General features: G+C 50.2%; 14 protein-coding genes and 1 pseudogene. 5 read left to right on the forward strand and 10 right to left on the reverse strand.

What is annotated here, in order from left to right:
- Nucleotide 1: 1 nt before the first annotated feature.
- Nucleotides 2-793 carry a LysM peptidoglycan-binding domain-containing protein gene (locus IPP66_09340; protein ID MBK9925482.1) on the reverse strand — a complete coding sequence of 264 codons (792 nt, stop codon included), beginning with the start codon at nucleotides 791-793 and terminating at the stop codon, nucleotides 2-4.
- A 3-nt stretch (nucleotides 794-796) separates the two neighbouring features.
- The gene (locus IPP66_09345) at nucleotides 797-3,133 is read right to left on the reverse strand and encodes a GAF domain-containing protein (GenBank protein ID MBK9925483.1); all 2,337 of its coding nucleotides are present in this window, start codon (nucleotides 3,131-3,133) and stop codon (nucleotides 797-799) included.
- A gap of 115 nt (nucleotides 3,134-3,248) precedes the next feature.
- Here IPP66_09345 and IPP66_09350 point away from each other — a divergent pair, with 115 nt between their 5' ends.
- From IPP66_09350 to IPP66_09370, 5 genes are all read left to right on the forward strand, one after another.
- Nucleotides 3,249-4,631: a tetratricopeptide repeat protein gene (locus tag IPP66_09350; GenBank protein MBK9925484.1), complete on the forward strand. Its 1,383-nt coding sequence runs from the start codon at nucleotides 3,249-3,251 to the stop codon at nucleotides 4,629-4,631.
- A gap of 82 nt (nucleotides 4,632-4,713) precedes the next feature.
- The gene (locus tag IPP66_09355; GenBank protein ID MBK9925485.1) at nucleotides 4,714-5,358 is read left to right on the forward strand and encodes a hypothetical protein; all 645 of its coding nucleotides are present in this window, start codon (nucleotides 4,714-4,716) and stop codon (nucleotides 5,356-5,358) included.
- A 46-nt stretch (nucleotides 5,359-5,404) separates the two neighbouring features.
- On the forward strand, nucleotides 5,405-6,610 hold the full coding sequence (locus IPP66_09360) for a DNA replication/repair protein RecF (protein MBK9925486.1): 1,206 nt from the start codon (nucleotides 5,405-5,407) through the stop codon (nucleotides 6,608-6,610).
- Nucleotides 6,610-7,389, forward strand: coding sequence for a nucleotidyltransferase domain-containing protein (locus IPP66_09365; GenBank protein ID MBK9925487.1), 780 nt, complete (start codon nucleotides 6,610-6,612; stop codon nucleotides 7,387-7,389). Before IPP66_09360 ends, IPP66_09365 begins: the two co-directional genes overlap by 1 nt.
- On the forward strand, nucleotides 7,386-8,048 hold the full coding sequence (locus IPP66_09370; GenBank protein MBK9925488.1) for an endonuclease III: 663 nt from the start codon (nucleotides 7,386-7,388) through the stop codon (nucleotides 8,046-8,048). Before IPP66_09365 ends, IPP66_09370 begins: the two co-directional genes overlap by 4 nt.
- A gap of 72 nt (nucleotides 8,049-8,120) precedes the next feature.
- Here IPP66_09370 and IPP66_09375 read toward each other — a convergent pair whose 3' ends face one another.
- From IPP66_09375 to IPP66_09410, 8 genes and pseudogenes are all read right to left on the reverse strand, one after another.
- Nucleotides 8,121-8,450: a nucleoside triphosphate pyrophosphohydrolase family protein gene (locus tag IPP66_09375; protein ID MBK9925489.1), complete on the reverse strand. Its 330-nt coding sequence runs from the start codon at nucleotides 8,448-8,450 to the stop codon at nucleotides 8,121-8,123.
- Between the two features lie 18 nt (nucleotides 8,451-8,468).
- On the reverse strand, nucleotides 8,469-8,867 hold the full coding sequence (locus IPP66_09380) for a transcriptional regulator (protein MBK9925490.1): 399 nt from the start codon (nucleotides 8,865-8,867) through the stop codon (nucleotides 8,469-8,471).
- On the reverse strand, nucleotides 8,864-9,151 hold the full coding sequence (locus IPP66_09385; protein MBK9925491.1) for a type II toxin-antitoxin system HigB family toxin: 288 nt from the start codon (nucleotides 9,149-9,151) through the stop codon (nucleotides 8,864-8,866). Before IPP66_09385 ends, IPP66_09380 begins: the two co-directional genes overlap by 4 nt.
- A gap of 108 nt (nucleotides 9,152-9,259) precedes the next feature.
- Nucleotides 9,260-10,156 carry a GNAT family N-acetyltransferase gene (locus IPP66_09390; GenBank protein MBK9925492.1) on the reverse strand — a complete coding sequence of 299 codons (897 nt, stop codon included), beginning with the start codon at nucleotides 10,154-10,156 and terminating at the stop codon, nucleotides 9,260-9,262.
- A 94-nt stretch (nucleotides 10,157-10,250) separates the two neighbouring features.
- On the reverse strand, nucleotides 10,251-10,856 hold the full coding sequence (locus IPP66_09395; protein MBK9925493.1) for a hypothetical protein: 606 nt from the start codon (nucleotides 10,854-10,856) through the stop codon (nucleotides 10,251-10,253).
- Nucleotides 10,840-11,874 carry a TIGR03617 family F420-dependent LLM class oxidoreductase gene (locus IPP66_09400; protein ID MBK9925494.1) on the reverse strand — a complete coding sequence of 345 codons (1,035 nt, stop codon included), beginning with the start codon at nucleotides 11,872-11,874 and terminating at the stop codon, nucleotides 10,840-10,842. The genes IPP66_09395 and IPP66_09400 overlap by 17 nt, the downstream gene beginning before the upstream one ends.
- 48 nt (nucleotides 11,875-11,922) lie before the next feature.
- Nucleotides 11,923-12,420, reverse strand: a complete 498-nt coding sequence (locus IPP66_09405; protein ID MBK9925495.1) for a peroxiredoxin family protein — start codon at nucleotides 12,418-12,420, stop codon at nucleotides 11,923-11,925.
- 31 nt (nucleotides 12,421-12,451) lie between these two features.
- Nucleotides 12,452-13,502: pseudogene (locus IPP66_09410) on the reverse strand (M42 family metallopeptidase).
- Nucleotides 13,503-13,516: the final 14 nt, after the last annotated feature.

Here is a 13,516-nt window from a genome sequence, read left to right on the forward strand (position 1 = left end):
GTTATTGAGCTTGTATAGTAGGTAATGGTGTGATGGATGGTGTTTGTGTAGCCGGTATGGGAGAAGCGGTCACCATAAAGGTGGCGGTGACGGTTGAGTAATCGGGCGTGTTGGTGGCGGTATTTGTAGGTGTGGAGTAGTTGACAGTGTTCGTAGCAGTGGCAGTGACGAACGGCGTGAAGGTTGGTATGTTTGGCGCCCAAAGGATTTGGCCGGCAAAGATAGTTACTGATGATCCCATGCAATTACCCGCTTGCAGTTGTGGGTACGTGATGCCATACGAGAGTGCGATGCGATAGAGGTTATCGCCTTTTTGCACTACGTGTCGTTTTACCCAGCCAGCAGGCGGAAGGCATGGGGCAACCACTTTCGTTGGCACGGCCGGTACATGGATGATCGCGCCGGGGGCGGGGTTGAGAAAGTTAAGACAGTTCTTTTCGTTCAGTTCGTCTGTGGTGGTGTTGTATTTTTGTGCGATGGTGTAGAGATCTTCGTTCACACCAACAGTGACCGTGATCCAATTGGCAGGGAAAACACAATTCGTCGCAACCTGCACCTCAGTTGTAGGGCTTGGGATGAGAGTGTCAGTAGGGAGAATGGGAATAAGTTCTACTGTGGGAGAGGGAAACGGTGATGCAAATTCAACTGCAAAATCTGTGGGTATGGGCGATGGTGTGGGCGGTAGGGCCGGGGCAGATGTTTCAGCCAAGGACAATGAAATGCCCCCAATGACAAGTAAGAGCGAGAGTATCCCAATGATGAATCCACTGCCCATTTGGCGCAGGGCTTTCATTGCTTAATGCTCCGAACCTGGTTTATTTGTGCCGATGGGCAACAGTACGCTAAAGGTTGAGCCTTTCCCCTGATCGGTCTCCACCCAGATGCGTCCATTCTGCGCTTCGGTGAGTGTCTTTGCAATGGAGAGACCCACGCCTGTATCGCCAACGCCTTGAATAAGGACGTTATCAGCGCGATACAAACGAGTAAACACACGTGGCAAGTCTTCTGCGGGGATGCCTCCGCCGGTATCGGTCACTTGTAGAAGGATATATTCCTTGCCATCTTCTATTTTTGTTTGGACTTTCAAATGCACGGTTCCCTCATTCGGGGAGGCGGCTCCAGCGTTCTGCAAGAGGTGGATCAAAATTTGTTGCAGAGCTTCGCGGTCGGCATGGATGGATGACATGTTCTTCGGCAGATCCAAATGCATCGAGATGTTTTTCTCGCGCACCTGACTGCTCGTGTATGACATGGCGTTATCAATGATGAGGTTTAGGTCCACGGCTTCTGGCTTGAGTTCGTGAAGCCCGGTTTCAAGCGTTGTGACCTGGATCAGGTCGTTGATCAAGTTGTCAATGCGCTCGGTGGATGATTTGATGCGTTCGACGAATTTTCGTTGCAGTGCACCGAGGATGCCTACGGATTCACCCAACAGCAAGTCGGTGTATCCAACAATGGAAGACATCGGTTGTCGCAATTCTTGTGATATAGACGCAACCACTTCGGCTTGTTCGTTTGAACGTGCGGCCGATTTGCCTTTTTCCGCTTCGATGATCTTGACATTGGCTTCTGCCAATTGATTTTGCAGGCGGGCTACTTCTTCAAGGGTGGAGCGTAATTCCGATTCAACTTGGGTGTTGGCACCGCTCTTGGCTTTGATGCCTTTGGTGGAGCGCAAGTGTTCGTTTTCTGACCTCAACTTATCGACAAGCTTTTGGGTCTCTTCTTGCATGCGAGTCAGTTCAGCCAGATTTTCGGCTTGCGACAACCCCTCTTGGGCATCGGTTTTGACCGCTTCCATTTGTTTGAGTAGGTCATTGTTGCGGCGTTCGAGATCGTTGATGCGGGACTGAGCAATGTCCAGTTCCTGTTTTGTGTGTTCTGACTTGATCTCAAGGGCATTCAACCTCTGTCCACGTTGAATGATGGGGACGAGGGAGTTAGCGATGTTTGCAAGGAAAGCTTGATCTTCGGCGCTCCATAAACGATTGGAGTATGGCGAAAGGACGAGGACGCCACCGATGGCTTCTTTGTCCGGTGTGACGATGGGAACGCTCATCAAGTGACCGGGGTTGGTCAGGCCAAGTAGATCGCTCAGCCCTTTGATGTCTGCTGATGTACTACTCGATGGCAAGCGCAGGGGACGTCCGCGTTGGATGGAGTTCGTGAGCATGGGGATCATGCTCTTGTTCATGCTCCCGCCCTCGAGGTTTTCTTCGCGGATCAGGTCGTAACCGCTGGCAATCTGTAACTGGTTATTGCCATCTGTCATGTAGATGAGGAAAGAAAGATCGGCCAACATGGTCTGTGCGATGGCGCGGGTGATGGCCTGACTGACCTTGTCCACGCTGGATTCGGCGGCGAGCGCCAACAGTGCATGGAAGGTCTTCGGGTCAGTGCTATAGCGACGGCGCTCCTCGGAAGGAGCGACGGGTTTGATCGTTGTTGGTGTGGAGGGAGGGACAGGGAAGCGCTGGGCCAGTGTCATCAAAACGGGGTAAGCCGCCATGTATGCCAAACGTACTGCGCCGGGAAAATCGCCGCTTGTGTGACCAAAGATCAAATGCAGGAGGTGACCCACAAAAGCCAACACAAAGATGACCATGCCATTGCCCCATCCATTCGGGCGACGGACGAGAAGCAGGAACAAACCGAAAACGGCAATGGCGATACTGCCGATCTGCCAGTAACTATCGAAGGTTGTCAGGTTATACGGAGTTGTGGGTGTCTGGGCGTATGTGATCAGGCTCAAGGCGAAGGCGGCGGCCACAAGCAGACTGACCAAGGCGGTCGCCACATCTGCTGGGCGGCTGGGTTCCGGGAAGGTCCAGAGCCAGATCATCCAAACCAGTGCAAAAAGGGTGAGCGCACGATCCACCGGCGGAAGGAAGAGTGACAGGTTGATAAAACCTTCATTCCCCAATGCGCTTAAAACGAAAAGAGCAATTTGTGCTGAAAGCAGGAAACTCAGGCCAAACACCGTACGTCGTGCCTGGGGAAAACCGCTGGCGCGCAGATGAAAGATGGCCGATTGCAATGCGCTGACGATGGAGAATACCAGCACCAAGTGATAGATCACACTCCCCGTTGGTTGTGTGAAGAGATTGAACATTTGAAGCAGAGACTCAACCATAAGCAATGTGATTATACTTCTACTTGAACAAATTTGACCTTACTCATTAATAAAGTGATGGTTTTGGAATGTTCTCGCGCAAATATCCAACGCGAGCATTATATAATGGAACACCATGCGTCCCCTCCTCCGCAATACACTGATCCTTACTTTGATCCTGCTTTCGATCCTCGTGCCTTATATTGCATCGGGATATTCTGAACTACGTAAAGCGGAAACGGCTCGCACACATCTCGAGGCCGCGGAACATTATCAAGCCGCCGCGCTACGCATTCCGTGGCGGGCTGATCTCTATGAACTGGCCGGACATCATTTTTATTATGCCGAAGAATACGTAAAGGCCGATGCCGCATATCAAACTGCATTAAAGAGAAATGCACTTTCTCCGGAAGGGTGGGTAGCGTGGGGTGATGTCACTTATTTGAATGGCGACCTCGAACGCGGCTCTGAAATTTGGGCGCAAGGCATTGAGCAACCTAATTCGTCTGACAAATTGTATTCGCGCCTCGCACAAACCTATCAAGACCGCGGCGAGTATTCGAAAGCCGCAGAATATCTTCAACTATATGTGAACGTTCATACGGAGGATGCCCCCGCTCAATATCGTTTAGGCCTCCTGTTGACTATATCCAATCCGAATGAAGCTTTATCTCACCTGTCGAACGCCTCTCAACTGGACCCTCAATTTGATTCGGCCTTCCAGATCCTTCGCACCGCCTTGAATTTGTCCGCGTTAAGCAACTCGCCCTCTGAGCAAAAGGTGCTCATCGGGCGTGGACTTGGTCTCGTGCAGGAATGGGAGTTGGCGCGTGTCGCGTTCGAGCAAGCCGTCCAATTAGATGAGAAGAATGCTGAGGCATGGGCATGGCTTGGAGAGGCGGATCAGCAAACGGCTAAGAACGATGCGTTGACGTCCCTTGATCGCGCGTTGAGTCTGGATCCCAATTCCGCCATCGTGCATGGCTTGCGCGGACTCTACTTCCAGCGTATTGGGAATCATCGTGAAGCGTTGGCCGAATTTCAAGAGGCCGCAAAACTCGACCCAGAGAATCCATCCTGGTATGTTTCGATCGGACAGGAATTTGCCGGGCTGGGAGATTTAATTCGTGCGGTGCAGGCGTATCAAGTTGCGATCGCGCTCAAGCCAGATAGCGCGGAGTATTATCTTTTGCTTGCGAACTTTTGCGCGCAGAGCAATGCCAATGTGCGTGATGTGGGGATACCTGCCGCGCAGAAGGCCGTGCAAATGGAGCCGACAAATCCATCTGCGTTGGATACGCTTGGCTGGTTGTTGACGTTGGATGGTCGTACCTATGAGGCCGAGAGTTTATTGCAACAGGCTTTGACTCTGGACCCCAAACTTGCCTCGGCACATTATCATCTGGCGTTGTTGTATCTTCAAGCGAATGATTTCGATGCGATGCGTATACACCTCGTTGCCGCACGTGACTTGGGGAGTGCTGAAGCCGAAGCGTTATTGCAACAGTATTTTCCATAAAGTGGAAGTCAAAAGGCTTTTTCTTGGTCAGGTGGCAGAGCCATCTGATTCTAAATCCATGCGCATGATAAAATCTCAGTCTATGAAAAAATCATTCATCCCCTTGTTCTCATTCTTTATCCTTGTTCTTGCCTCCTGCCTTCCCGCCCAGCCCACAGAAAAAGTTACCACGGGCAAATCAGGCGAGATGCTGTACAAGGAGGATTTTTCCAACAACACCTCTGGCTGGGACCGTTTTATCAACGATGGCGGCATCATGGATTATGACAGCGGTGGCTTTCGCATTTTAGTGCGACAACCAAAGGTGAACTTTTGGTCCACGCCTGCGGGAAATTATCAAGATGTACGCGTGGAAGCCGATGTGACCAAGTTGAACGGCCCTGATGCGAACCGTGCGGGGCTCATGTGTCGCTATCGCAACGGCGATTATTACTTCTTTATCATCTCCAACGATGGCTTTTACACCATCGGTAAATTTATCGGCGGTAATGCAATCTTGCTCGGGCAGGAAGCCATGCAACCGACGGAGTTCATCAAGGCTGGCGAAACGAATCACTTGCGCGCAGATTGCATCGGCAGTACGCTGACTCTGTATGTGAACTTCAACCAAGTCGCCTCGGTGCCTGATACTGACTTCCCGACAGGCGGTGTGGGTGTGATTGCCGGTACGTTCGAAGAACCCGGCGTGGATGTGTTGTTCCAGAATTTTGTGGTCTTGCAACCGTAAATTTCAAATGTAGGGTAGGGCAGCTGCCCTACCCCACATAAAAATAATGTATCTCAAACACCTTTCCCTCACGAACTTCCGCAAGTTTACGCGATTGGATATTGATCTTCCAAAACGCGTTGTTTTGCTTACGGGGGATAACGCACAGGGAAAGACCACGGTGCTGGAAGCCATTTATTTCCTCGCGGCATTCACATCCTTTCAAACACATGCAGATCGTCAGATCGTCAACCTTGAAGAAGCAAAGACAGGTTCGCTTACGGTCACACGCCTTGTGGCAGATTATCAACGTGGCAAGAGCAAGCATCGTATCGAAGTGCGACTTATCCTTGAGCCGGTCGGTGTGTTGAATGGTCAACGTTTGCGAAAAGAGATATTGCTCGATGGCGTGAAGAAACCTGCCAATGAGGTGATCGGTCATTTCAACGCGGTCATCTTTGTGCCGCAGATGTCGCAGATCATCGAAGGTGCGCCGGATGACCGTCGGCGATATCTCAATCTTGCGTTGGCACAATCCGTGCCTGCGTATGCGCGTGTGTTGAGCGAATACAACCAGGCACTGACCCAGCGTAATGCGTTGCTCAAAGCGTTGAGCGAGAACGGGGGAAACAGGGACCAGCTCGAAGTGTGGGATGATGCGCTGAGTCGCCTCGGATCACAACTGATTTTGTGGCGCATCCAGGCCATCCAGCGCATCGAACACCTCGCTTCGCGCGTTCATCACGAGCTGACTCACGGAACCGAGATCCTTCGTCTCGCCTATGAGCCTGCTTATGATCCGTTGCCGAAGCCAAGCGGACAGTTGGGATTGAAGATCGATACAGCCGTTGACCGTTCTGGTTTTGAGTTGGACGATATTCAAAATGGTTTCCGTGAGAAGTTGCGTGACCTGCGTAACGAAGAAGTTGCCCGTGGCGTGACCACGATTGGTCCACATCGCGATGAGTTGCGTTTTCTCGCGAACGATATTGATCTGGGTGATTACGGCTCGCGTGGACAGATCCGCACGGCATTGTTGGCGTTGAAACTCGCCGAAGTGAATTGGATGAAAGAACGCACGGGCGAATGGCCTGTGATCTTGCTCGATGAAGTGATGGCCGAACTCGATGTGCAGCGCCGCGCCGACTTGTTGAAATACGTGGGCGAAAGCGAGCAGGTGTTGTTCACGACCACAGACCTGAATTTGTTCGCTCCCGAGTTTGCGGAGAGTGCGGAAGTGTGGAAGGTGGGAAGTGGTAGAGTGGAGAAGTGATGACCCTATCAGACTCATTTATCAAATCCGTCCTTGAAAAAATAGACTCGCCTGATGTCCTTGGTGTGGGCATTGTAGGCAGTTATGCGCGCGGACAAGAGTCGAAGTATAGCGATGTTGACTTCGATATCTTTGTCGGCAAATTACCTGAGAACGAGTATGACCGGTACAGTCTGCAGTATTTGGATGGAAAACTTGTCAGTTTGAAATATGTTCTGTTCGACGATGAACTTTCGACTTTATCGAATCCACGGCAGGCGATCTGGGCAGTGCCGGGCCTAAGTGGGATGAAGATCGTTCTTGATAAAGATGGCTCACTGGCTGAATTACAGAAAATGGCGCAGAAGTTTGATTTCTCCCTGTTCCAGCGCGAAGCGGATGAATATGCCGCAGAAGAGATCATGCGCTGTACTGAAGAAGTGCACAAGATATTGAATGGCCTCACACGCGGACATGAATCAACAGTCCTTTATGCAACGTGGGGATTGGTGAAGAATATATTGGAAGCGATCGCTGTACAGAGAGGCATCATGATCGTCAGCGAGAATCGCTACTTTGATCTGATTCAGGAATCGGTGGGACGTGATACGAAGTGGGTGAGTGCGTTCCGTACAGCTTGGGGACTCGACTCCACCTCGTCACAATATCAATTGCGCGGTTCGGCGGCGTTGACGTTGTACCGTCTCACCGCGGCGATGTTCGATGGCTTGATCCCCGAAAAGCATCGTGAAGTTGTGAAGACCACATTACGGTTGATCAAGGAGTCAGGCATCGTATGAACGAATTAACGCAACGAGCGATAAAAGTCCATGAGAAGTTACTTGAATTTTACGGCGAACCGATATGGCGCAATCCGTTACCGGCCATCGACGAATTGGTCTCGACCATCCTTTCGCAGAACACGAACGATGTGAATCGCGACCGTGCCTTTGATGCGTTGCGCGCGAAGTTTCCCACTTGGGAAGCCGTGCGCGATGCAAGAGAAGATGACGTGGTGGCGGCCATTCGCCCAGCAGGACTCGCAAATCAAAAAGGCCCGCGTATTCAGCAGGTGTTGAATGCCATCACTGCCGAGCGCGGAAGTTTGGATCTATCGTTTCTCAAAGAGATGTCTGTGGATGAAGCACGCAGTTGGCTGACGAAATTCAACGGTGTAGGACCGAAGACTGCCGCTATCGTCCTATGTTTTTCATTGGACATGCCCGCCTTCCCCGTGGATACACACGTCTATCGAGTGACGGGCCGCATCGGACTCCACCCAGATCGGATGACCGTTGAACAGGCCCATCCTCATTTGGAAGCTTTATTTCCTCCCAAAACCTATTACGCCGCACACTTGAACATCATCCGCCTGGGACGTGAAATCTGCACAGCGCGTAAGGCGATGTGTGAGAAGTGCCCGCTGAAGAAGTTGTGTGATTACGGGAAAAGCCATTAGTCTTCTTGTTATCTCGTCCGCTAGTCTCATGCAGGTTTGACTAGCAGACGAGATGACTAACTGACTAGAAGACTATCTATTATCCCCATCCCCCCGGATCTTTCCTCTTTCCAATCGATCATATAACTTAGCGATATTGTACTCAGCGACCTCGTCGAGCGTTAAGCCCAACTCGGTAGTGACCTGCGCAATGTACCACAACACATCGCCGAGTTCGGCTTTGAGCGCATCGCGAGTCTCGTCGCTGATTTGGCCGTCCTTATCGCGGAATACTTTCTTGATCTTGCCTGCCACTTCACCCGCCTCGTTGACAAGTCCCAGCGTGGGGTAAATGATGGGATGTCCAATAGCAGGGTAGCCTGCGGTCTTGCGTGATTTTTGTTGATAGTCGTTGAAATCCATGTTGTTCTGTATGTTTTCCTATACAAACGCCGCAGGGGAAATTTTGAATTTTTTAGCCAGTATACGAATCTGGCGGACATTCAACTCGCGCTTGTTGTTCAATATTTCTGAAACCACACCTTGAGACCCTACTTCTGGCAGGTCGGATTGGGTCATTCCGTTTTCGTCCATGAGGAAACGTAATATTTCCGCACCGGTGGATTCGGGAATCGGAAAGTGTTCTTCTTCGTAGGCGTGGATGAGTGTCCCAAGCGTGTCGAGTAGGCTATAAAGCGGGTGCTTTTCGTTTGTGCCGATCTCATCAAGCAATTCGTTCATCCGTTTGACTGCCGCGTTGTATTCACGTTCATTACGAACGGTGAGAAGGGGAGCGATATTTGTCCAGTGAGCTTGGATTTGGTCATTTACAAGGGTCATTTCTTCCAATCTCCTCGGTCATATTCCGCGTGCGTAAGGACATGCCGAATATAAACCTTGCCACGGTTGAAGTGAACCGACACGATCAACCGATACTTGTTCCCGCCGATATTAAAAACGATCCAATCCTGTACCTTATCTGCTGAAGGGAAAACATCTCGCAACTCTGCAAAAGTGTGAAACTCTGTTGTTTTGACCACTTTAAACCAACGAGACAGGGACGTTTTACTATCGGGATATTTTTCCCAGAATTGGATCAGTGCTTTGCGGGAGATGATATGCACGTAATTATTTTATCTCAATTTGAGATATTTTGCAAGCGCGGGATAATAAATGGCGAGATAGCCCGCTGTCCTGCGTGATTTTTGTTGATAGTCGTTGAAATCCGTGAGTTAATTTATTTCCTTTGAGAACCAGATGGTCGTGTATTCTACTTTAAAGTCGACAGATTCTGCGGTCTTTTGCATGGCGACGTTATCTCCGCTTGTGCCCAAATGAGCGGATGCCATTCCGCGTTCCTTAAGCAATTTCATCCCTGTGAGCAGGAGCGCACGAGCCAGCCCCATACGCTGATAGTTGGGATGAGTGGCAACAGGATCGGTCATGCCGGTCTTTTCCTTTTCGTTGACTGAGCAAGTGCAATATGCGGTGACCGTTCCGTCCGGTGCAATGGCGAGTAGATCCAGTGATGGATCGTATTCGCTTGTATTCATAATGGTGAGACGATTTTCGGTGGTCATGTAATCTGTGCCAAAGGCGGCGCGATGCGTGGATGCGACCGCTTCCGCTTCTTCCATCCCTTGGATCGGGCGGATCGTGAATCCTTGTGGCAGTTTGGGTTCAGGAATTGATACGGAAAGGTCACGTGTCATTGCAATGCTTGTCCCCTCTGTTTGATGAAAGCCATGTCGCTTCAAAAACGAGATTCGCTCTGCGTAATCTTCCCTGCAACTTGCATCCAGCGTATTCGCTTCACCGTCTGTGGACGTCCTTCGAATACAAGACTCTCCCCATGCAACCAACTCCGCGCCGATCAATTCATCGTATTGACTGTCGATCTCCCAACGAAGATTGTTGAAATCATCTAAATAAGCCCAAGCTATAGGTTGACCGTCATTAAACCATATCCGCGTATTTGCTTGGATATTTTCGGCCGCAAGGTTTTCTTCGATATCCACTTTGACAGGATAATCATTGAGATGCTTTGCAGGTCGGAGTTTCGTTAGCAGATCAATGATGGTATGAAAGTCTTTTTCGCCTTCGTAGATGCGGCTTGTGATTTGACTCATAATATGGAACGTGCGGCATTCCGTGATTTTGTTTGGTAGTCGTTGAAGTTCATAAATATAGGTTCCTATACATTTCGTTTATATTCAGAATATGTCAACACCTTCGATAAGGAGGAATTTCATGATGTGTTCTCTTTTGCCCTTGCTTCTGAAGATTAATATCTAATTTTTCATAATAAAGGCGAAAGTATTCCTTCAAAAAATTAATAAAGTCGTCCCACAAATCAGGGCGGCGTAGGTCGAACAATTCAAAAAAACGCAGTCCATAATGTTCCCAAACCATGGCGTGCCTCATAAATTGAAGTTCAACAGAATTGATTTCTTGATGTGATGCTGATACGGAAGCCTCAAAATCTTTATATAGTTTAAGTCGCTCTCGGGAAGTTTTGTATGCTTCTTCCGATGTGAGTCCATCAAGGAATTGGAGAAGTATTCTAGATTCACGAGATTCATTAATCCAGCAAAAATAGTCTTCTCCCATCCACTTTATGGTAGCTTTGTCGTCCGCAGCATGAAGTCGCCCATAGCTGATAAATAAAGATTTATTGTGATGATCAACATTGATATTAAACCGAAGCCGACACCATTGCGAGTTATAAATGAGAAACGAGTCTGTTCGTGCGGATTCTACAAATCCCCATGTCTCGAGTGGCAAGAGACGCTTTGCGAGGCTTTCTACGTAATCAATGTTCAAATCCATTTTTTAATCCCTTCCACCACTCATCCTTCTCGCCCGGCACAAAGGGAGTGTACAACGTCAGGCGGTCGGCGATACCTTCATAGCGTTTCTTCAATTCATCAGCCAATTTGGCTTCTTCTGTCACCAAACAAAATTCGCTTAGCATTTCATCGGTAATAAGCATCGGCATCTCGGACCATTCACCTTTTGCCGCGTGCATGGACAGTGTTTCCGCGATGCCGCTCCAGCCGTGCAAGTCCATGACGGGGCGGTAGGAGGGGGTGGATGCGTAAAACGAGACTTGTGCCCGTGCGAAGTTCATCTCTTCGGGAGAGGTCGCGATGAACGCGCTGACTGAGACGGCAATATCCTTTTTGCTTCTGCCTTCTTTTGTCGCGCCTTCCTCGATGGCTGGGAGAATGACCTCTTTCAAATATCGCACGCTATGAAATGGATGGGCATGGAATCCCTCACACACTTCGCCTGCGAGTTTGGCGAGTCCCGTTTTCACGCCTGCAATGTAAATAGGAATGGGGCCACGAGTCCCCTCTCCCTGTGGGAGAGGGTTAGGATGAGGGAGAGGTCCCGGGTTGAAGAAAGGAGACATAAGAGTTATTTTGTAATACTCCCCGCGATAATTCAGCTTCGTGCCGTTTTGCCAATTATCCCAAAACGCGCGGATGACTTCGATCTGTTCACGCAGTTTCTTGACGGGCGACTCAGGCCACGGTTGACCGAACCTGCGCTCGATGTGGGCTTTGACTTGTGTGCCCAGCCCGAGGATGAAACGTCCATTCGATTGGGCGGCCAGATCCCAGGCGGTGTAAGCCATATTGGCAGGAGAACGAGCAAAGGAAACCGCAATAGCCGTCCCGAAGTTGAGACGCGTTGTATGTTCGGCGATCAAGGCACCCGGGAGAAACGGGTCATGTTGAGTCTCCTGAGTCCATAGAGCGTCGAATCCAATTTCTTCCGCGGCTTTTGCAATTGCGGAAACATCTTTCAATCCAACAATAGGGAGTGCGGCATCGAGTTTCATAGCGCTAGTATACAGCAAATAAAATGCCCCGTTGTGCGGGGCATTGGGTTATTCGTTCAAACTTAGGATGAAGCCGTAAAGCTCGCGGCTTTCCTGCAACCAGATGTTCGGGATGGTGGTGCGTTTGAGATAACGGACGATACCGTATTTATCAACGACCAGTGATGCCGTGCGTTGGAAGAGCAGAAAATATTTTTCCAATTCATACAGGTGATACACGGCGCGGTCTGGGTCGGCAAGGATCGGGAACGGCAGGCCGATCTCCTCTGCATACTTGCGCGATGTTTCAACATCCTCGCCGAGGATGACGATGATCTCTGTGCCAGCATCACGGAATTGGTCGTACATTCTCCCGAGTTGCGCTACATGTGTGCGGCACTGTGGGCAGGTCGTCTCGCGGATGAAGAACACGATCACATTCTTTTTGCCGCGAAACTCTTTCAGCGAAATAGTCTGCCCGTTGGTGGCGGCCAACTTGAAGTCTGGCGCGAGCGAACCGATCTTGGCGTCAATCGAATCAACCGAGTTGTTAGTTTCCATCGTCATGCCTTTCTTGATGGGTGGTTGGTCCCATTCATTACCCTTCCAACAGATATGCAAGGATCCAATTTGTCGTGGCGTTCAAACCATCCATATGGGCGCGCTCGTAGTTGTGCGAAGCGTCGATGCCGGGGCCGATCAACGCCAGCGCCACATCGCCGCCCGCGCGCCAGAATGCTTCACCATCCGAACCATAGAACGGGTACACATCGGTCTTATAGGCAATGTTGTGTTTCTCGGCCAGTGCGCGCAATTTGTTATTCAAGCCAAAGTGATATGGCCCGCCGCTATCTTTGATGCACAATGTCACACTGAACTCATCGGACTCCTGACCTTTGCCCACAACCGCCATATCCACAGTGACTAACTCCGTCACTTCAGATGGGATTCCCGCCGATGCGCCGTGACCGACCTCTTCATAATTGGAGATGTGAAAGTACACGCTTCTTTTCGGACTTTGGCCTGATTCAGCCATCGACTTGATCGCCGCTACAAGATTTGCCACACAAGCCTTATCGTCAAGGAATCGCGAGCGGATGAATCCATTCGTCACTTCAACTCTTGGGTCAAATGCCACGCAATCGCCAATATTGATCCCCAACGCGCGCGTTCCTTTTTCGCTGGTCGTCTTCACATCGAGGCGCACCTCCATATGATCGTCATCGCGTGGAGTCTTTGGCATCTCTGCGCCATGGACATGTCCCGACGCTGTATCGATCAATACCGAACCGCGAACCTTTTCGCCTTTTGATGTGAATACCCATACGCCTTCTGTCTCAACGCTCGGCCATTGAATCCCGCCAACGCGACTCAACTTTAATCGTCCGTTTGGCTTAATCTCTTTGACAACTGCACCAAGCGTATCCACGTGCAGTCAATGCAACGGGAGGCAGTCCATTGTCTACATGCCACTTGGCAACGAGCGCACCTTTACGCGTGCGCGATAATTGCAATTGCTTATATGGCGAAAGCTCTTTTTCAACGAAATCAATGGCAGGGTCCGCGAAGCCGGTGGGGGATGGGATGTTGAGTAAGTCCACGAGAAATTTGGTGAAATGTTCAGTATCGATTTTGGGTAACTGGCTCATTTTGTCTCCAACGT

Source organism: Candidatus Defluviilinea proxima (assembly GCA_016721115.1).
Classification (GTDB): domain Bacteria; phylum Chloroflexota; class Anaerolineae; order Anaerolineales; family Villigracilaceae; genus Defluviilinea; species Defluviilinea proxima.

Bases quoted from the DNA above. Each gene is read 5' to 3' on its own strand.
- IPP66_09405 (MBK9925495.1), bottom strand. From the start codon at position 12,420: ATGACGATGGAAACTAACAACTCGGTTGATTCGATTGACGCCAAGATC.
- IPP66_09355 (MBK9925485.1), top strand. From the start codon at position 4,714: ATGAAAAAATCATTCATCCCCTTGTTCTCATTCTTTATCCTTGTTCTT.
- IPP66_09370 (MBK9925488.1), top strand. From the start codon at position 7,386: ATGAACGAATTAACGCAACGAGCGATAAAAGTCCATGAGAAGTTACTT.
- IPP66_09375 (MBK9925489.1), bottom strand. From the start codon at position 8,450: ATGGATTTCAACGACTATCAACAAAAATCACGCAAGACCGCAGGCTAC.
- IPP66_09345 (MBK9925483.1), bottom strand. From the start codon at position 3,133: ATGGTTGAGTCTCTGCTTCAAATGTTCAATCTCTTCACACAACCAACG.
- IPP66_09380 (MBK9925490.1), bottom strand. From the start codon at position 8,867: ATGACCCTTGTAAATGACCAAATCCAAGCTCACTGGACAAATATCGCT.
- IPP66_09350 (MBK9925484.1), top strand. From the start codon at position 3,249: ATGCGTCCCCTCCTCCGCAATACACTGATCCTTACTTTGATCCTGCTT.
- IPP66_09400 (MBK9925494.1), bottom strand. From the start codon at position 11,874: ATGAAACTCGATGCCGCACTCCCTATTGTTGGATTGAAAGATGTTTCC.
- IPP66_09395 (MBK9925493.1), bottom strand. From the start codon at position 10,856: ATGGATTTGAACATTGATTACGTAGAAAGCCTCGCAAAGCGTCTCTTG.
- IPP66_09340 (MBK9925482.1), bottom strand. From the start codon at position 793: ATGAAAGCCCTGCGCCAAATGGGCAGTGGATTCATCATTGGGATACTC.
- IPP66_09390 (MBK9925492.1), bottom strand. From the start codon at position 10,156: ATGAGTCAAATCACAAGCCGCATCTACGAAGGCGAAAAAGACTTTCAT.
- IPP66_09360 (MBK9925486.1), top strand. From the start codon at position 5,405: ATGTATCTCAAACACCTTTCCCTCACGAACTTCCGCAAGTTTACGCGA.
- IPP66_09365 (MBK9925487.1), top strand. From the start codon at position 6,610: ATGACCCTATCAGACTCATTTATCAAATCCGTCCTTGAAAAAATAGAC.